Here is an 18,110-nt window from a genome sequence, read left to right as displayed (position 1 = left end):
ATCCCCTAGCCGTAGCATAGGGGATAATTTATTAAGCCATTTCAGACAGATCTTTCAAATATTGAAAGATTTGGCGATAGGCTTTTGGCGGTTTATTGCCTTCACGCTCTTTTTTCGCATTACGGACTAATGCACGCAATTGTTGCCTGTCTGTTTGTGGGAACAGGGCAACTACGTCTTCAATGACTTCATCACCGCCATCTAATAAACGGGTTCGTAAGTCTTCCAGTTTATGTAAAATGACTACTTGTTGGTTGTGACGGTTTTTAAGCTTATCCAGAGCCTCTGTAATCGGCTCAACCTCACGTGAACGTAGTAACTTACCAATCAATTGTAATTGGCGACGACGGCCTTCACGTTTGATTTTTTGAGCAAGTTCAATAGCTTCAAGTAATTGAGTATCTAACGGAATACGTTCTAATTCACTTTTACTTAAATCAACGAGCTCAGCCCCTAATTTTTTGAGGATCTCAGCATCGCGCTTAATTTCGCTTTTACTGACCCAAATGATTTCCTCATCTTCTTCGTCTTGCGGCGCTGGGATATCATCCAGCCAGTCATCAGGCTGTTTGGCCATATCGATTTTCCTTTTTACCGAACACAGTGGTTTAATTACGCGTAATTAATATGATTTACTGTGTTGTGAGTGTTAACATTCATCTATTATATATTGTAACTGGGAAAACCCCTCTATGACTACCTAGCATTTACGTGTTAGGGCAGAAAATCACGTTTCCCCCATATTATTGATTGGACTAAAGCATGAGTGTAACTGAACAAGTCACTGAACAACGTAAAAAACTCGAAGAAGCCGTCGCACACGCATTAGATTTTGCAAAAACACGTTGTGATGCTGCGGAAGTCGCAGTAAACAAAAGCACAGGAATTAGTGTGAGTACCCGCCAAGGGGAAGTCGAAAATGTTGAGTTTAACAGTGATGGGGCATTAGGGATCACCGTTTATCATCAACAACGTAAAGGTAGTGCCTCTTCTACAGATTTAAGCCCTGAAGCGATTGAACGCACCGTTCAAGCGGCAATTGATATCGCTAATTACACCTCAGAAGACCCGTGTGCAGGGCCGGCAGACAAATCTTTGTTGGCTTTTGAAGCTCCTGACCTCAATTTGTTTCAAGCGAGCGAACTTTCTCCCGAAGAAGCTATCCGCTTAGCATCAGTTGCAGAAATGTCAGCATTAAATGCAGACCCCCGCATTGTGAATACCGAAGGCGGCAGTTTTAATGGGCACTATGGTGTACGTGTATTTGGCAACTCCCATGGTATGCTGCAAAGCTACTGCTCAAGCCGCTATTCGATGTCGAGTTGTGTGATTGCAGAGCAAAATGGTGAGATGGAACGTGATTACGCTTATACGATCGGTCGTAGCTTAGGTGCATTACAGTCCCCTGAGTGGGTTGGGCAGGAATGCGCTCGACGCACCTTATCTCGTTTATCACCTCGTAAATTACCTACGATGAAAGCGCCTGTTATTTTTGCGGCCGAAGTGGCTACAGGTCTGTTTGGTCACTTAGTTGGTGCCATTAGTGGCAGTAGTATTTACCGCAAATCTTCTTTCTTGCTCGATAGCTTAGGAAAGCAAATTCTACCAAGCTGGCTAACTATCAATGAGCAACCGCATTTAATGGGTGGATTAGCATCATCACCTTTTGATAGCGAAGGTGTTCGCACTTGTGAACGCAATATCGTCGAAAATGGTGTTCTACAAACGTGGTTGATGACCAGCTATTCAGCAAGAAAGCTAGGTTTACAAAGCACTGGCCACGCGGGCGGCATCCATAACTGGCGTATTGCAGGCCAAGGGCTTTCATTTGATGCATTACTGAAACAAATGGGAACAGGGCTAATCGTTACTGAGTTAATGGGCCAAGGGGTGAGTGGGATTACAGGAGATTATTCTCGTGGCGCTTCAGGTTTTTGGGTCGAAAATGGTGAGATTCAGTACCCAGTGAGTGAAATTACTATTGCTGGAAACCTAAAAGATATGTGGGCGAATATGGTGACTATCGCTGATGATATTGAAACTCGCAGTAATATTCAGTGTGGTTCGGTATTGATCCCAGAAATGAGTATTGCGGGAGAATAGTTCTCTACTTTGCTTATTTAATGGCAACAAAAAAGGCACTCAATTGAGTGCCTGAATATGCCAGAGGGCTTGCCTGAGTTTTTTAAATAAAAACTTTTTTCGCTAAGCCTTCTTTAATTCAGCCGTTGTCGTGATTAACGGTGGAACTCACCAGCTGCTTCTGGTTGATAAACGATTTCAAGTACACGAACACGTGTTTGAACACCGTTTGGCAATTCCCAGCTGATTTCATCGTTTACATGCAAGCCCAACAAGGCTGCACCAATCGGAGCCATCACAGACAGTTGCTCCGCACTATCTTTCAGTGACGCAGGGTAAACTAAGGTGCGTGTGCGTTCTTCGTTGCTGATTAAATCCAAAAAGCGAACGGTACTGTTCATCGTGACCACATCCGCAGGGATTTCTTGTGGGCTAAGAATATCTGCACGGTCAAGTTCATCATTTAGCGCTTCGGCAACCGGTGTGCCCGCATAAGCCGGCTGTTCCATCAGTGCATCTAAACGTTCAGCATCTAAATCATTGATAATAATTGTTGGCTTTGTCATACCACACTCCAATAGAGACATACAAAGCAAACACCCCCCACCCATAAGGTAGGGGGTGTCGCTAGAAATAAGTTTGTTTAAAATATTAGGCGCTATACGCTTTAAAGGGAAGAGATCATGATCACGATCTCTAAGCCTGCCTAGATAAAAATCTACTGATTGACATGCTATAGCTAGCTTGAAACTCTGCTATTTTTCATCATTTCATCAACTATTCTTCGTCAAACCTGTTTTCGAATAGGTTGATAATTGCAGACAAGGCCTGATTTTCATCCGGACCGCTAACCTCGATATCAATCTTACTGCCTTGTTCTGAGTCTAACATCAACATCGCAATAACGCTATCGGCCTCCGCCTCAATTTGATTATTATTACGCAAAATAACTCTAGAGTTAAATTGTTTAACTAAATCATAGAGTAACATGGCAGGCCGTGCATGCATCCCAAGCCGATTTTTGAGCGTTATTGTGGCTTTTACGGTCATTGCTGTTATTTACGCTTTTCCAATGTTCTGTGGCGTGACTGCACATTTTTACCACGGGAACGGAAATAATCGGCAAGTTGTTCTGCGACGTATACTGAACGGTGTTTCCCTCCTGTACAGCCAATCGCAACAGTTAAATAGCTACGGTTATTGGTTTCTAACATCGGTAGCCATAATTCTAAATAACTACGAGTTTGGTAGATGAAGTTATGGACTTCAGTATGCCTATCTAAGAATGCAGCAACGGGCCGGTCAAGACCTGTCATTGGGCGTAATTTCGGATCCCAGTGCGGGTTTGGTAAAAAACGCACATCGAATACATAATCGGCATCAATAGGAATACCATGTTTGAAACCAAAGGATTCAAACACCATTGTCAGTTCACGCTCACGTTTGCCCATCAAACGTGTTCTTAGCATTTCAGCTAATTCATGAACGGACATTTCTGAAGTATCAATAACTAAATCAGCACGAGAGCGTAAAGGTTCAAGTAGCTCATTTTCCTCATCTATTGCGCTTTCAAGCGAAAGATTTTTACTTGAAAGTGGGTGCAACCGACGAGTGTCACTGTAACGACGTATAAGCGTGTTACGGTCGGCATCTAGAAACAATAATTGAGGAGAGAAGGTTGATGGTAATTTATCAATCGCTTCTTCGAAAATCTCTGGATTGTCGGGCATATTACGCACGTCGATGCTTACCGCTGCTGAAATATTACGATCAGCCAGTGAATTCGCTAACTCCGGCAGTAATACAACCGGTAGGTTATCTACGCAATAGAAACCCATATCTTCCAGCGCACGTAAGGCAACGGATTTCCCCGAACCGGAACGGCCGCTGACTATCATCAGCACCATGAGCTTGCTCCCTTTTGTTTCTTAATAATGTGTTTCTTGAAAAGCAGTACTTGCCAATTAATATTACTTAGAAACCATAACAATATCATTTGCATATGGCAAGATACATAATTTATCGCTTACTCTGTAATTATGCTGTATAGCTCTTCATCACTTTGTGCACTGCGCAGGCGTTTACAGAGCGTTTTATCGGCTAGTTTTTTGGCGATAAGCGACAACGTATGCAGGTGCGTTTTACATTGGTCTGATGGCACGAGTAAAGCGAAAAGCAAGTCAACAGGCTGGTTATCAATTGCATCAAAAGCAATCGGCTCTTCTAAATGTAAAAAGACACCGACAGCACGGCTACTTTCACCTTCGTTCAGCTTTCCATGAGGAATGGCAATACCGCCGCCAATACCTGTTGTGCCAACTTTTTCTCTGGTTAATAACGCTTCAAATACCGTATTTTCAGGTAATTCCAATTCAACGGCAGCCAGCTCACTAATAATTTCTAAAGCTCTTTTTTTACTGGTGCACACAATATTATTACGTGTACAGGCTGATGATAAAACAACGTTTAACTGGATTTCTATATCACTATTCATTTTATTGTTCACTTAGGACTACAAAACCAGATGATGTATCCCACCATCTGGTTTGAAACATTATTCGGCTAATTAATAAGCCGCGTCAATGTATTAATGTTGTCTCAGTTTTTCTTTATGTTTGGTTAATTGGCGCGACAGTTTGTCTACGAGTATATCTATAGCAGCGTACATATCGTTTTCTTCCGCTGATGCGTGGAGATCCGCTCCATTAACTTGCACGGTTGCTTCAGCAATTTGCTGAACTTTTTCAACTTTCAAGACAACTTGGATACCATTAATACGATCAAACAATTGCTCCAATTTTTTGAGTTTTTTCTCAACAGTCTCGCGCAATGCAGGAGTAACTTCAATATTGTGTCCAGTAATCTGAAATTCCATACAATCTTCCTTATTTTATCAATTAAACCAGCTGCTTACGCTGGTTAGAGGGCGGAATGGATAACGATTCTCGATACTTAGCAACAGTTCTGCGAGCGACTTGAATGCCTTGTTCTGCCAGCATACTCGTCAATTTACTGTCACTCAATGGTTTTGCTGGGTTTTCAGCAGCAACCAGTTTTTTCACCAATGCTCGAATTGCGGTTGAGGAGGCTTCGCCACCTGTGTCCGTATTAACATGGCTGGAGAAAAAATACTTCAACTCAAAAATGCCTCGTGGACTATGGAGAAACTTTTGAGTTGTTACTCGTGAGATGGTTGATTCATGCATGTCCACTTGATAGGCGATATCGGCCAGTATCATCGGTTTCATATATTCCTCACCCAGCTCAAAGAATTCTTGTTGCTGTTCTACAATACAAGTCGCGACTTTTAAGAGTGTCTCGTGGCGGCTTTCAAGGCTTTTAATCAACCATTTTGCATCTTGCAGATGACTACGAATATATTGCGAGTCATCTTCATTTGCTGAATTATTTAGCATTGAAGCATAATGGTTATTAATACTTAGTTTAGGGATGCTATCTGTATTTAACTCAACTTGCCAGTGTCCAGCAATTTTTTTCACTAAAACATCAGGAATGACGTATTCTGATTCCCCAGTATTGATGGATTGGCCGGGTTTTGGATTTAGCGTTAAAATCAGGTTTATCGCGGTTTTTAGTGCATCTTCTTTTAAGCGAGTTAATTTACCCAGCTGGCGAAAATCACGGTTAGCCAGCAAATCAATATGGTTACTAATAATGCGCTTTGCATCTTGTAGCCCATCAGTTTGCTGAGGATACAGCGACAATTGGATTAATAAACACTCTTTTAAATCTTGTGCTGCAACACCCAGCGGGTCGAAATGCTGAATACGCTTTAGGACAGCGATGACTTCTTCTATGCTAATTTCAGGGTTATCAATCCCTTCATGTATATCAGAAATTGCTGTTGTCAGATAACCGGAATCGTCTATTGAATCAATAATGGCAGTAGCGATTGCCCTGTCTGTGTCAGTAAAAGGGGTCAGCTCAGCTTGCCATGTCAAGTAATCTTGCAGCGTTTGTGTCGTTTCACCTTGATAAACAGGCAGTTCATCAAAACTATAATCGTTACTGGTCCCTGACGGTGTTCCTGCCGTATATATTTCATCCCAATCAGCATCTAAAGGGAGCTCATCTGGCATATCATGATTTTCAAGAGCGTCTTTGGTGTCGAGTTCACTGGTATCGGTATTTTCATTTAGGGAGTCAATAGATTCGGACTCGGAATTCAACTCTTCTTGTTCAAGAAGTGGGTTGGTTTCCAAGGCAAGTTGAATTTCTTGCTGAAGCTCAAGTGTAGACAGCTGCAACAAGCGGATAGCTTGCTGCAATTGAGGGGTCATTGCAAGTTGTTGACTGACTCTAAGCTGCAAACTTTGCTTCATGAATCTGTTTTATTCTCCCTAAAAAATGACAACACGATAATTTATAACCGGAAACCTTCACCTAAGTATACACGTTTCACTTGTTCGTTCTCTAAGATCATGGTTGGTGACCCATGCGCAATTAAGTGCCCTTGGCTGACAATATAGGCTCTTTCACACACATCTAAGGTTTCCCGCACATTATGGTCGGTAATTAAAACGCCGAGGCCGTAATCTCTTAAGTGCTGAATGATTTTTTTGATATCTAAGACGGAAATAGGGTCTACACCCGCAAAAGGTTCGTCTAATAAAATAAATTTTGGGTTAGCAGCAAGTGCACGCGCAATTTCCACACGGCGGCGTTCCCCACCGGATAGCGACTGCCCCATACTGTCCCGAAGATGGGTGATACTAAATTCTTCCATCAATTCCTCAGCACGTTCTTTACGTTGCTGGGAGCTCAAATCTTCGCGAATTTCTAACACAGCCATTAAGTTATCATAAACGCTGAGGCGGCGAAAAATTGAGGCTTCTTGAGGAAGATAGCCAATTCCACGACGAGCACGTTCATGCAGTGGTAGAAGGCTGATATCTTCACCATCAATCATAATTTTGCCAGCGTCCCGCTGAACAATACCCACAACCATATAAAAGGTTGTGGTTTTACCGGCACCGTTTGGTCCCAACAAGCCAACGATTTCTCCTGATTTAACTTCCAGGCTGACATCTTCAACGACCTTACGTTTTTTATAGGCTTTAGCTAGATTTTCAGCGGTTAGTGTAGCCATAACAGTTATTTACTCTTACTTGCTGATGAATTTTTATTCGCTGCTGGGCCTTTTTCTTGCAATTGGGCTGGCAGTATTACAGTGGTGACGCGTTTACCTTTATCACTAAATGCTTCCATTTGCTGCGTAGGAACCAAATAGGTAATTTTGTCACCTTGGATATTGCTGTCTAACTGCTCAAGATAAGCATTGCCTGTTAAGGTGACGAGCTGTTTATCGACCTCATAACGGGCTTTGCTGGCATGGCCTTTAATTGGTTTGCCATCATCCTGTAATTGGTAAAAGGTAACCGGGGTACCAAAGGCCTCAATCACAATTTTATCCGAGTCACTACTTGGACGTGTTACAACCACTTTATTGGCTCTGATATCAATAGAACCTTGTTTAATAACAACATCATCAGTAAAGGTGGTGACGTTTTTTTCTAAATCAAGAGATTGTTTGACCGAATTAATCGTCATTGGCTGCTGCGTATCACTTTTTAATGCCATTGCAGGTAGGCTAAGAGCCAAGATTGCACTGGCAACAGCTCCTTGAATAAAACGTTTCTTAGTTACTTGATTCATTTTAATGCTCTTCTGGTTGTAACACATAATGAGTTTTAACATCTTCGATTAATTCAGCCGTTCTTGTACGAAGGTTTCCCTTCATTTTCATACCGGTAGAATTGAGACCTTGTCCAATAATGGTCACTTTATCATCAGATGAAACGTCTTGTGTTGTCAAATTGACAACTGCACTCTCAGTTGTAATTCGTTGGATCTGCGAGTCTTTGGTTAAGCTATCAACCTGAACATCGCTATATAAATAGAGAATTCTATCGTTCGTTAACCTAGCCTTGAAAGCCTTAACCGTCCAAGTTGGCTCGCCCGCTTCGTTATAAGTGGTTAGAACCGGTTTTGAAAACCACGTGATTTTTCCTTCAGTGTAGTTATCTATTTTATCTGAAACGAGTTTATACGCTAAATTACCCGTTGGATTATAGACAAAAGTCACTGAATCATCAGTTTGATAATTAGGTTGACCATCATTAATTACTTTATCCTCTTGGTTGTCAGAATCACTACCTGCTAAATTCCAGCCGATAAGCCCTAATACAACCAAGGATAAAATAATAATTAACCACTTCTTCGCATTGCTCATGAATTCAATCTATTCGTTATATTGATAAACCTTTTGCTTCTTCCAGTTTGCCTTGAGAAAGCAAAATAAGGTCACAAAGTTCGCGGACTGCGCCTTTTCCTCCGCCAATGCGAGTCACATAATCCGCTCGCGGTAATAACAAAGGATGGGCATCCGCGACGGCGACGGATAAGCCTACTTTAGCCATAACAGGCCAGTCAATCAGATCGTCCCCAATATAAGCTATTTCTTCAGCTGATAATTGTAGTGTATCTAACAGTTCGTGATACGCCAAAAGCTTATCGCTTTGACCTTGGTAAAGATATGTAATGCCTAATGTTTGGGCCCTATCTTCAAGAAGCTTCGCTTTTCTTCCTGTAATGATGGCGACCTCAATACCGGAAGTTAATAAGCAACGTATCCCATAGCCGTCACGGACATTAAAGGCTTTGAGTTCTTCGCCATTATTTCCCATATAGACCAAGCCATCAGACATGACACCATCAACATCGCAGATCAATAATTTGATTTTTTCTGCTTTGGTTAAAACAGTATTGGCAACAGGGCCATAGCAGGTTTCCAACAAGGTAGACGTCATGGTATTTCCTTATGTTATACAACACCTGCTTGAAGCAGATCATGCATATGTAGCACACCAACTAATTTGTTATCATTTGCAACTAATAACGAAGTCACATGCCGAGATTGCATTAAATTAAGCGCTTCAACCGCTAACATGGTTGGTGATACTCGAATTCCACCGGGGGTCATTAAATCAGCAATTTTAGCGTTATTCAGGTCGATTCCCATATCAAAGATACGGCGTAAATCCCCATCAGTGAAAATACCTTCAATATTCATATCATCATCACAAATAACGGTCATACCCAGTTTTTTGCGGGTAATTTCCACTAAAGCCTCGCGTAAAGACGCACTTTTAGGAATATGGGGGATTTCATCACCCGTATTCATTAAATCACGAACGAGGAGTAAAAGTTTGCGCCCAAGTGCGCCACCCGGATGCGAAAGTGCGAAATCATTCGCAGTGAAGCCGCGGGCGGTTAATAAGGCTATCGCTAATGCATCTCCCATCACGAGTGTAGCTGTTGTACTCGTGGTAGGAGCAAGCCCCAATGGACAGGCTTCTTGAGGGACTTTGATACATAAATGAACATCTGCATATTTTCCCATATTACTTTCAGGATTGTTAGTCATACAGATTAAAGGCACTTTAATTCTTTTTAAAACAGGAAGTAAGGCTAAAATTTCTCCTGACTCACCAGAATTTGAAATGGCTAACACAACATCGTTATGAGTAATCATCCCAAGGTCACCGTGACTGGCCTCTCCCGGATGAACAAAAAATGATGGTGTTCCTGTACTCGCTAGTGTGGCGGCAATTTTACGGCCAATATGCCCCGATTTCCCCATTCCCATTACGACGACTTTACCTTCACAGTTAAAAATGAGCTGGCAAGCGCGGTCAAAGTCAGTATTGATATATTGTTCTAGGTTTTTTAAACCTTCGTGTTCGATATGGAGAACTTCTTTACCTACTTTCTGAAAATCGAAGTTTGACATTTCTAGTTCCATGCGTAGCTTTTAAGTTAATCGGATTAGCGAAATTAAATTGTATAACGAATACTTGGTATCAGTAAGTATTTTGTCAGTTAAGCTATTTTTAATGTTAGTTTTATACTTAATGAGTATTTTTCGGGACTTCGATGTAGAATTTAATACGTACAAGACGATTTCATTAGCATCTTGAACCAAAAATGGATAGGCAAATTCGAGTATCCTCAAGCTAGGTAAATCACAACATTCTAAGAGCTATCTGCTGTTAATAGTGAAAGCTTTTGCTGACTATAAGTAAATTATATTGTTTTTTCTCTGTTATCTGAAGGTAAAAACAGGGTTGTAACACTAAAAGTCATATTTTCAACGCTATAATACTATAAATTCTATTTTGTTGTGATATTTGACGATTTTCAGTTTATCTTTCGGTAACATCTGAACGGATAAAAAATATTTACGCGTGGTGTATAACGAGTTATTTAACAATGCAAGCACAGACAGACAACTTAATTGAAGTACGGAACATGTCCTTTACTCGTGGAAGCCGGAAAATATTTGAAAATATTAATCTGGCGGTTCCTCGTGGAAAAATTACGGCAATTATGGGGCCATCAGGGATTGGTAAAACCACATTACTGCGCTTGATTGGTGGGCAATTACGGCCAAATGAAGGTGAAATTTGGTTTGATGGCGACAATATTCCAGCGTTGTCACGCTCAAAGCTGTATCAATCTCGTAAAAAGATGAGCATGCTGTTTCAATCCGGGGCGTTATTCACGGATATGAACGTATTTAATAACGTGGCTTTCCCTCTACGTGAGCACACTAACTTGCCAGAATCGCTGATTCATACGACGGTGATGATGAAACTAGAGGCGGTTGGTTTACGTGGCGCTGCTCAATTAATGCCATCTGAGTTGTCAGGAGGTATGGCACGGCGTGCTGCGTTAGCACGTGCTATCGCGCTTGACCCAGATTTAATCATGTTTGATGAACCTTTTGTCGGCCAAGATCCGATTACTATGGGGGTTTTGGTTAAATTGATTGATGAGCTTAATCAAGCGCTGGGTGTCACCTGTGTCGTGGTTTCCCATGATGTTCCAGAGGTATTGAGTATCGCAGATAATGCTTATATTGTTGCGCAGCAGCATGTCATTGCTCAGGGAACGGGTGAAGAATTGCGAGAAAACCAAGACCCTCGTGTACGACAATTCCTTGATGGCATTGCTGATGGGCCTGTTCCATTCCGTTTTCCCGCCAATGATTATCTGGCTGATTTATTAGGGTAAAATAAAATGATATTAAAGGCGATAGCAGGCTTCGGACGCCGATGGATTGATATATTTTCCGCGTTTGGTCGAGCAGGTTACATGCTGTTTCGCGCCTTACTCGGTAAACCAGAGTTTCGTAAACAATGGCCATTACTGATGAAGCAATTGTACGCCATTGGTGTGCAATCATTGCTGATCATTGCTGTCTCTGGGTTATTTATTGGGATGGTTTTGGGGTTACAAGGCTATTTGGTTCTCACGACGTTTAGTGCTGAAGCTAGCTTAGGTATGATGGTGGCGCTTTCACTATTGCGTGAGTTAGGCCCTGTTGTAACCGCATTGTTGTTTGCTGGACGAGCGGGCTCTGCATTAACTGCTGAAATTGGCTTAATGAAAGCGACAGAACAGATTTCTAGCCTTGAAATGATGGCGGTTGACCCTCTAAGGCGCGTCATCGCGCCACGTTTTTGGGCTGGTTTTATTAGTATGCCGTTGTTATCTCTAATTTTTGTTGCTGTCGGTATTTTAGGTGGCGCACTAGTTGGGGTTGACTGGAAGGGGATTGATGAAGGCTTTTTCTGGGCTTCAATGCAATCTTCCGTTGATTGGCGGCTAGATTTAGTCAACTGTGTGATTAAAAGCTTAGTCTTTGCTATCACAGTTACTTGGATCGCATTATTTAATGGCTATGATGCCATCCCAACTTCGGAGGGGATAAGCCAAGCTACAACAAGAACAGTTGTGCATGCGTCATTGTCTGTTTTAGGACTGGATTTCGTACTTACCGCACTGATGTTTGGGAACTAAGTCATGCAAAGTAAAAAAAGTGAAATATGGGTTGGTTGTTTTATGTTGCTGGCGATTGCCGCAATTATCTTTTTGTGTTTAAAAGTCGCTGATTTAAAATCGATAGGAAGCCAATCCACCTATCAAATTTCAGCATCTTTTGAAAATATTGGTGGCTTAAAAGAAGGCTCGCCAATCAAAGTGGGTGGTGTGGTGATTGGTCGAGTTGCCAGTATCACGCTAGATAAAAAGAACTATGTTCCTGAAGTTAAAATTGATTTATTGAGTGAATACGACAATATTCCTGATTCGAGCTCACTATCAATTCGGACGTCAGGGTTGTTGGGAGAACAATATATTGCGATGAATATTGGTCCAGATGACGAAGAATTAGGTATCGCAATCTTAAAAAATGGCGGGCGTCTTGAAGATACTAAGCCGGCTATGGTATTAGAAGACTTAATTGGCCAGTTTTTATATAAAAGTGGTGATAGCCAAGGTGCAGAGCCAGAGTCAACTGCACAGTAATTTGGTGTTCCCTTTGAAGAATAAAGGAATGAATTATGTTTAAACGTTTAATGATGGTTGCTATGTTGGCAATCGCGCCATTTGCCATGGCAGTAGACCAAACCAACCCTTATAAATTAATGGATGAAGCGGCGGCGAAAACGTTTAACCGCTTGAAATCAGAGCAACCGAAAATTAAGCAAGACCCCGAGTATCTTAGAACAATTGTTCGTGAGGAATTATTACCTTATGTACAAGTTAAATATGCAGGGGCTTTGGTGTTAGGAACCTATTATAAAGGGGCAACTCCAGCACAGCGTGAGGCTTATTTCAACGCATTTGAAGATTACCTCGAACAAGTCTATGGTCAAGCATTGGCAATGTACCATGGCCAAACGTATCAAATAGCCCCAGAGCAACCGTTGGGAGATAAAAACATTGTCGCCATTCGCGTGACTATTGTTGATACCAACGGCCGTCCTCCCGTCCGTTTAGATTTCCAATGGCGTAAAAATAGTAAAACAGGTTACTGGCAAGCTTACGACATGATTGCAGAAGGCGTGAGTATGATCACGACTAAGCAAAATGAGTGGGGTGATATTTTACGTAAGCAAGGTGTCGATGGCTTAACAAAACAGTTAGAAATCAGTGCAAAAGCGCCAATTACTTTAGAAGAGAAAAAGTAATATGAGTCAGTTGTTAGCATGGGAACTCAATGAAACAACACTTTATCTCACCGGGACGTTAGACCGTGATTCGCTAATGTCGTTTTGGGATAAAAAAGACTCATCGCTGGAACGCATTGAAAATATAGATGTTTCTGGTCTCAAACATGTTGACTCAACAGGGTTGGCGATGCTAGTTCGCTTAAAAGGTGAATTCCAAGCTAAAAACCGTTCACTGAATATAACCGGTGTCAGTGATAACTTGAACACATTGATTGAGCTATACGGGGTTCAAGGGGTTATCCTCAATTAGGTTAAATATCCTAAATTGGGTCAAGTTATGTAAAAATAAGCGCCTCTATGTGCTTTTCGGCACGAGAGGCGTTTTCTTTGGTTTAAGTGTTAAGCCTAATCCTTTAGGATAGAGGATTGAGCTCTGACTGTTCTTATTGCGATGCCTCTGTATGCTATGCATGCAATTTGCACTATTTAGAGTAAAATTATAAATCACAAATAATTAATAAATTGAGTCATTATGGATACCAACGAAATTAAGCAAGTATTGATGGAAAAATTGTCTCTGAATGAGGCTATTGTTACTGGTGATGGTAGCCACTTTCAGGTTATCGCGGTCGGTGACATGTTTGACGGTATGAGCCGTGTTAAGCAACAGCAAGCAATTTATGCGCCTTTAATGGAGTATATTGCGGATAACCGCATTCATGCTTTGTCTATTAAAGCGTACACCCCTGCGCAATGGGAGCGCGATCGTAAACTTAGTGGCCTTTGATTACAAAGCCTAAGCGAACAGACTGTAAAATTCGACATACGAGAATACTTGAATGGATAAGTTTTTAGTTAAAGGACCAACCCGCTTACAGGGTGAGGTCACTATATCTGGCGCAAAAAATGCGGCATTACCAATTCTGTTCGCTGCTCTGTTGGCTGAAGAGCCAGTAGAAATACAGAATGTCCCTCATTTGAGGGATATCGACACAACGATTAAATTACTGAATCAACTTGGTACTAAAGTACAACGCAATGGCTCAGTGTACGTCGATGCAAGCACTGTAACGACATACTGTGCACCTTATGACCTTGTTAAAACCATGCGTGCATCCATTTGGGCTTTGGCGCCATTGGTCGCTCGTTTTGGTCATGGTGAAGTTTCTTTACCAGGTGGCTGTGCTATCGGTGCTCGTCCAGTTGATTTACATATTTCAGGTTTAGAGCAATTAGGCGCAAAGATTGCTTTAGAAGATGGTTATGTAAAAGCAACGGTCGATGGCCGCTTAAAAGGTGCTTGCATTGTGATGGATAAAGTCAGTGTGGGTGCGACAGTCTCTATTATGACGGCTGCGACTTTAGCTGAAGGAACCACAACAATTGAAAATGCGGCACGTGAACCTGAAATTGAAGATACTGCTAATTTCTTAAATACCCTTGGTGCAAAAATTACGGGTGCAGGGACTGACCGTATTGTTATTGAAGGTGTTGAACGTTTAGGTGGGGGTGTTTATAAAGTACTACCTGACCGTATTGAAACGGGAACATTTTTAATTGCAGCCGCGGTTTCGCGCGGCAAGGTTATCTGTCGTAATGCTCGTCCAGATACTTTAGATGCGGTGTTAGCTAAATTGCGTGAAGCAGGAGCTAAAATTGAAATAGGTGATGACTGGATTAGCCTAGATATGGAAGGCAAACGCCCGAAAGCAGTGACATTACGTACGGCGCCACACCCAGGGTTCCCAACGGATATGCAAGCACAGTTTAGCTTACTTAATCTTGTTGCTGATGGTGCTGGCATGATCACTGAAACGATTTTTGAGAATCGTTTTATGCATATCCCTGAGCTAATCCGTATGGGGGCTCATGCTGAAATTGAAAGTAATACTGTGTTATGTCATGGTGTTGAAAAATTAACCAGTGCACAGGTGATGGCAACGGATTTACGAGCTTCTGCGAGTTTAGTTATAGCGGGTTGTATTGCGGAAGGGACAACGACAGTTGACCGTATTTATCATATTGACCGTGGTTATGAGCATATCGAAGATAAACTACGTGGTTTAGGTGCTGATATTCAGCGCGTGCACTCAGATGATTAATACCTTGATAAGGTAAATAGGCTGGTGGCTTTATTTACCTATTCGATGAATCAAAAAAGGTTGTTCGATATCGAACAACCTTTTTTATGCAAATGTATTTCTAATGATTACCCAGCCTGTTCTTCAGGAATTTCTTCGATAATCACATCAATATTTTTAATTTCGCCATCTCGTAAAATTTGTACTGCCGTTTTACTTCCGGGACGGATTTCTGCAACTAAATCCATAGTTTCCGCGGCTGAAATAGCCGGTTTACCATCAACCGATAAAATAATATCCCCTTGCAGTATACCAGCCTTAGCCGCTGGCCCATTTGGGGCAACTTGGAAAACCCGTAAGCCTTGTATTTGATTGATATTATTGTTATTTGACCTAATTTGAGGCAATTCGCGTGCGGTAATACCAATATAACCGCGGATCACTCGGCCATCACGAATTAGCTTATCCATGATTTTGGTGGCTAGTGCGGTAGGAATAGCAAAGCTTAGCCCTTCAGAACTAATGCCTTGACCTGCAGTGAAAGAAAGCGTGTTGATGCCTACTAACTCACCTTCGGTATTAATTAATGCTCCGCCAGAGTTACCTGAGTTGATTGAGGCGTCGGTTTGAAGAAAGTTTTGTCGGCGAGTAGAGCTTAACCCAACACGACCTGTCGCACTGATAATCCCCTGAGTAACGGTTTGACCTATGTTATAAGGATTTCCAATTGCCAGTACGACATCACCAACATGAGTGACTCGTTGCGTATTAATTGGAATAACAGGTAAGTTATCGGCATCAATTTTCAATACGGCGAGGTCAGTCAATGGGTCTGAGCCAACTAGGAGGGCATCAAAAATAGCACCATCTTGTAAAGCCACTAAAATTTGGTCTGGGTTATCAACCACATGTTTATTCGTGATGATGTAGCCATTTTGGCTCATGATCACACCTGAACCGAGGGATTTTAATTCACGTCCTGATTGAGAAAAACTGCCTTTTGAACTGCTATAAACATAGACCACTGCAGGTGCAGCACGACGTACCGCTTTATTATAACTGACGGGCTCACTATTTGTTTTACCATATAATAAGTCGGCTAAACCTTGAGGGCGCAAAGAAGGAACCGCAACGATAATAATCAATGCAGTCAACAGGCCAAGCATGACAGATAAAGTTAGCTTCTTCACCATAGGATATAGAATATTTAGTTATTGCTTAAACATGTTCAGAGCATAACATAAAAAAACAGGTACAGCAGAGTGATACTGTACCTGTTTTATTGGTTTTCAGATGGTTTTTGATGAATTAATTTCTCATCAGTAAATATAAGGTTTCACCATCACGCAATACTTTCATGGCTAATACCGGAGGTTTAGCATCGATAATCTTACGGAATTGTTCAATCGTCTCAACACGAGCGTCATTGACACCAAAGATTAAATCGCCTTTTACTAGGCCAATGGCAGCCGCCGGTGATTTAGGCGCGACGCTATCAACTTGAACACCTTTGGTGTTGCTTACCGTTGCATTCGAAATCGTTGCACCTAATAAAGATTCACTCAATTTTTCGGCTTTAGTTGCAGAGCCTTCGTCGTTCTCGAGAACCACTTTGACTTCCATTGGTTTACCTGAGCGAATCAAGCCAATAGTAATTTCTTTACCAATTTGGCTAGTACCGATTTTAGCTCTTAACTCTGCAAAGCTATTAATACGTTTACCATCAACAGAGACTAAAACGTCACCGGATTTAATGCCTGCTTTAGCTGCGGATGATTTAGGTAAAACTTCGCTCACGAAAGCGCCACGCTGTGCATCAATATTGAATGCTTTAGCGATATCGGAGTTCATTTCAGTACCTTTGATACCTAAGATCCCGCGTTTTACTTCACCATGCTTAATTAACTGCTCGCTAAGGTTTTTAGCCATATTACTTGGGATCGCGAAGCCGATACCGATATTACCGCCGCCAGGTGCTAAGATTGCGGTATTGATACCGATTAATTCACCGTTTAGGTTAACGAGTGCGCCACCAGAGTTACCACGGTTAATGGAAGCATCGGTCTGGATAAAGTTTTCTAGACCTTCAAGGTTCAAACCGCTACGGCCTAATGCGGAGATAATGCCTGATGTCGCTGTTTGCCCTAAACCAAATGGGTTACCGACGGCAACCGCAAAATCACCCACACGTAATTTGTCGGAGTCTGCAATACTAACAGCTGTTAAGTTTTTGATATCTTTTGCATTACTGATTTTCAATAACGCGATATCTGTTTGCGGGTCTTTACCAATTAAGTTAACGGCAATTTCACGGCCATCATTTAATTGAATTTGAATTTTGTCAGCGCCATCAATAACATGGTTATTGGTTAAAATATAACCTTGCTGAGCATCAATAATGACCCCCGAACCTAAGCCTTCAAATGGACGTACGCTTTGTTGCTGTTGTGGTACATTTGGGCCAAAAAAGAATTTAAGTTCTTCTGGAATTTGCTGGTTTTGTACGCGCGTACCCGACACGTGAATATTAACTACAGCAGGCAATACTTTTTCAAGCATTGGAGCTAAGCTAGGCATGTTCTGGCTTTGTGCTGTTGCAGGTAAAGTTGCAGGTAATGCTGCGCTACTTACGGCAGGGATAGCCGCTAAAGATAAACCTAAACTCATTGCTACCGCGGTAAGAAAAAAGTTTTTTCTTTTCATAATTTAGTCGATTCTCTCAAGAATAAATTATCAACTCATTGTAAATACAATTTTAGAATAAACACAATGCGTTGAGATAATATTGGTTGGTATCAGATTCAATTTTACTGATGACTATGACTACCGATTATGCGCAAAAGTTCCCCTTACGGGTAGCGAATATCCACTCTTTTACATCTATTTACATGCAACTTAAGTGAAACCA

At 41.7% G+C, this 18,110-nt stretch carries 22 protein-coding genes; 8 read left to right on the top strand and 14 right to left on the bottom strand.

The genetic code is table 11. The features are described from left to right. Nucleotides 1-31: 31 nt before the first annotated feature. Entirely contained in the window at nt 32-577 is a 546-nt protein-coding gene (gene yjgA / locus PSE72_RS09480; RefSeq protein ID WP_004258329.1) for a ribosome biogenesis factor YjgA, read from the bottom strand. A gap of 185 nt (nt 578-762) precedes the next feature. Here yjgA and pmbA point away from each other — a divergent pair, with 185 nt between their 5' ends. Next, entirely contained in the window at nt 763-2,103 is a 1,341-nt protein-coding gene (gene pmbA / locus PSE72_RS09475; protein ID WP_115167917.1) for a metalloprotease PmbA, read from the top strand. A gap of 134 nt (nt 2,104-2,237) precedes the next feature. Here the strand turns inward: pmbA and rnk are convergent, their stop codons facing one another. The 11 genes from rnk to kdsD all read right to left on the bottom strand — a co-directional run bounded on the left by rnk (nt 2,238) and on the right by kdsD (nt 9,895). Further along, entirely contained in the window at nt 2,238-2,648 is a 411-nt protein-coding gene (gene rnk / locus PSE72_RS09470) for a nucleoside diphosphate kinase regulator (protein ID WP_004908251.1), read from the bottom strand. Between the two features lie 211 nt (nt 2,649-2,859). Then, entirely contained in the window at nt 2,860-3,132 is a 273-nt protein-coding gene (gene npr / locus PSE72_RS09465; protein ID WP_004258320.1) for a PTS phosphocarrier protein NPr, read from the bottom strand. Nucleotides 3,133-3,137: 5 nt separating this feature from the next. After that, nucleotides 3,138-3,989 (bottom strand): RNase adapter RapZ, encoded by an 852-nt coding sequence (rapZ, locus tag PSE72_RS09460; RefSeq protein WP_004258318.1) that lies wholly within the window; start codon nt 3,987-3,989, stop codon nt 3,138-3,140. Nucleotides 3,990-4,108: 119 nt separating this feature from the next. After that, the gene (gene ptsN, locus PSE72_RS09455) at nt 4,109-4,576 is read right to left on the bottom strand and encodes a PTS IIA-like nitrogen regulatory protein PtsN (protein ID WP_004258311.1); all 468 of its coding nucleotides are present in this window, start codon (nt 4,574-4,576) and stop codon (nt 4,109-4,111) included. A gap of 93 nt (nt 4,577-4,669) precedes the next feature. Continuing rightward, complete coding sequence (hpf, locus tag PSE72_RS09450) at nt 4,670-4,957, bottom strand: ribosome hibernation promoting factor (RefSeq protein ID WP_004258306.1); 288 nt, start codon at nt 4,955-4,957, stop codon at nt 4,670-4,672. A 22-nt stretch (nt 4,958-4,979) separates the two neighbouring features. Beyond that, nucleotides 4,980-6,425, bottom strand: a complete 1,446-nt coding sequence (rpoN, locus tag PSE72_RS09445) for an RNA polymerase factor sigma-54 (RefSeq protein ID WP_115167916.1) — start codon at nt 6,423-6,425, stop codon at nt 4,980-4,982. A gap of 41 nt (nt 6,426-6,466) precedes the next feature. Next, entirely contained in the window at nt 6,467-7,192 is a 726-nt protein-coding gene (gene lptB / locus PSE72_RS09440) for an LPS export ABC transporter ATP-binding protein (RefSeq protein WP_004908261.1), read from the bottom strand. Nucleotides 7,193-7,197: 5 nt separating this feature from the next. Then, nucleotides 7,198-7,758, bottom strand: coding sequence for a lipopolysaccharide ABC transporter substrate-binding protein LptA (lptA, locus tag PSE72_RS09435; protein WP_004908264.1), 561 nt, complete (start codon nt 7,756-7,758; stop codon nt 7,198-7,200). Nucleotide 7,759: 1 nt separating this feature from the next. Then, the gene (gene lptC / locus PSE72_RS09430) at nt 7,760-8,335 is read right to left on the bottom strand and encodes an LPS export ABC transporter periplasmic protein LptC (RefSeq protein WP_004908267.1); all 576 of its coding nucleotides are present in this window, start codon (nt 8,333-8,335) and stop codon (nt 7,760-7,762) included. A 16-nt stretch (nt 8,336-8,351) separates the two neighbouring features. Further along, nucleotides 8,352-8,912 (bottom strand): 3-deoxy-manno-octulosonate-8-phosphatase KdsC, encoded by a 561-nt coding sequence (gene kdsC, locus PSE72_RS09425; RefSeq protein WP_004908270.1) that lies wholly within the window; start codon nt 8,910-8,912, stop codon nt 8,352-8,354. 14 nt (nt 8,913-8,926) lie between these two features. Beyond that, nucleotides 8,927-9,895, bottom strand: a complete 969-nt coding sequence (gene kdsD / locus PSE72_RS09420; protein WP_004908272.1) for an arabinose-5-phosphate isomerase KdsD — start codon at nt 9,893-9,895, stop codon at nt 8,927-8,929. 479 nt (nt 9,896-10,374) lie between these two features. Here kdsD and mlaF point away from each other — a divergent pair, with 479 nt between their 5' ends. The 7 genes from mlaF to murA all read left to right on the top strand — a co-directional run bounded on the left by mlaF (nt 10,375) and on the right by murA (nt 15,223). Beyond that, nucleotides 10,375-11,178 carry a phospholipid ABC transporter ATP-binding protein MlaF gene (gene mlaF / locus PSE72_RS09415; RefSeq protein ID WP_004908275.1) on the top strand — a complete coding sequence of 268 codons (804 nt, stop codon included), beginning with the start codon at nt 10,375-10,377 and terminating at the stop codon, nt 11,176-11,178. Nucleotides 11,179-11,184: 6 nt separating this feature from the next. Beyond that, on the top strand, nt 11,185-11,967 hold the full coding sequence (gene mlaE, locus PSE72_RS09410; RefSeq protein WP_004908276.1) for a lipid asymmetry maintenance ABC transporter permease subunit MlaE: 783 nt from the start codon (nt 11,185-11,187) through the stop codon (nt 11,965-11,967). Between the two features lie 3 nt (nt 11,968-11,970). Then, nucleotides 11,971-12,474 carry an outer membrane lipid asymmetry maintenance protein MlaD gene (gene mlaD, locus PSE72_RS09405; RefSeq protein WP_102137924.1) on the top strand — a complete coding sequence of 168 codons (504 nt, stop codon included), beginning with the start codon at nt 11,971-11,973 and terminating at the stop codon, nt 12,472-12,474. Between the two features lie 35 nt (nt 12,475-12,509). After that, complete coding sequence (mlaC, locus tag PSE72_RS09400; RefSeq protein ID WP_004908281.1) at nt 12,510-13,139, top strand: phospholipid-binding protein MlaC; 630 nt, start codon at nt 12,510-12,512, stop codon at nt 13,137-13,139. Between the two features lies 1 nt (nt 13,140). Further along, entirely contained in the window at nt 13,141-13,431 is a 291-nt protein-coding gene (mlaB, locus tag PSE72_RS09395) for a lipid asymmetry maintenance protein MlaB (protein ID WP_109911682.1), read from the top strand. A 222-nt stretch (nt 13,432-13,653) separates the two neighbouring features. Next, complete coding sequence (ibaG, locus tag PSE72_RS09390) at nt 13,654-13,908, top strand: BolA family iron metabolism protein IbaG (RefSeq protein ID WP_004258269.1); 255 nt, start codon at nt 13,654-13,656, stop codon at nt 13,906-13,908. Nucleotides 13,909-13,960: 52 nt separating this feature from the next. Further along, nucleotides 13,961-15,223 (top strand): UDP-N-acetylglucosamine 1-carboxyvinyltransferase, encoded by a 1,263-nt coding sequence (gene murA, locus PSE72_RS09385; RefSeq protein WP_115167915.1) that lies wholly within the window; start codon nt 13,961-13,963, stop codon nt 15,221-15,223. A 107-nt stretch (nt 15,224-15,330) separates the two neighbouring features. Here the strand turns inward: murA and degS are convergent, their stop codons facing one another. Together degS and PSE72_RS09375 are read right to left on the bottom strand one after the other, a co-directional pair. After that, on the bottom strand, nt 15,331-16,395 hold the full coding sequence (gene degS, locus PSE72_RS09380) for an outer membrane-stress sensor serine endopeptidase DegS (RefSeq protein ID WP_109911684.1): 1,065 nt from the start codon (nt 16,393-16,395) through the stop codon (nt 15,331-15,333). Between the two features lie 115 nt (nt 16,396-16,510). Then, nucleotides 16,511-17,905, bottom strand: a complete 1,395-nt coding sequence (locus PSE72_RS09375; protein WP_004908295.1) for a Do family serine endopeptidase — start codon at nt 17,903-17,905, stop codon at nt 16,511-16,513. Nucleotides 17,906-18,110 lie beyond the last annotated feature (205 nt).

The sequence above is a fragment of the Providencia sp. PROV116 genome (assembly GCF_028482485.1).
Lineage (GTDB): Bacteria > Pseudomonadota > Gammaproteobacteria > Enterobacterales > Enterobacteriaceae > Providencia > Providencia rettgeri.
The sequence above is the reverse complement of the archived record's forward strand: the minus strand, read 5'-3'. Positions and strand labels throughout refer to the sequence as shown.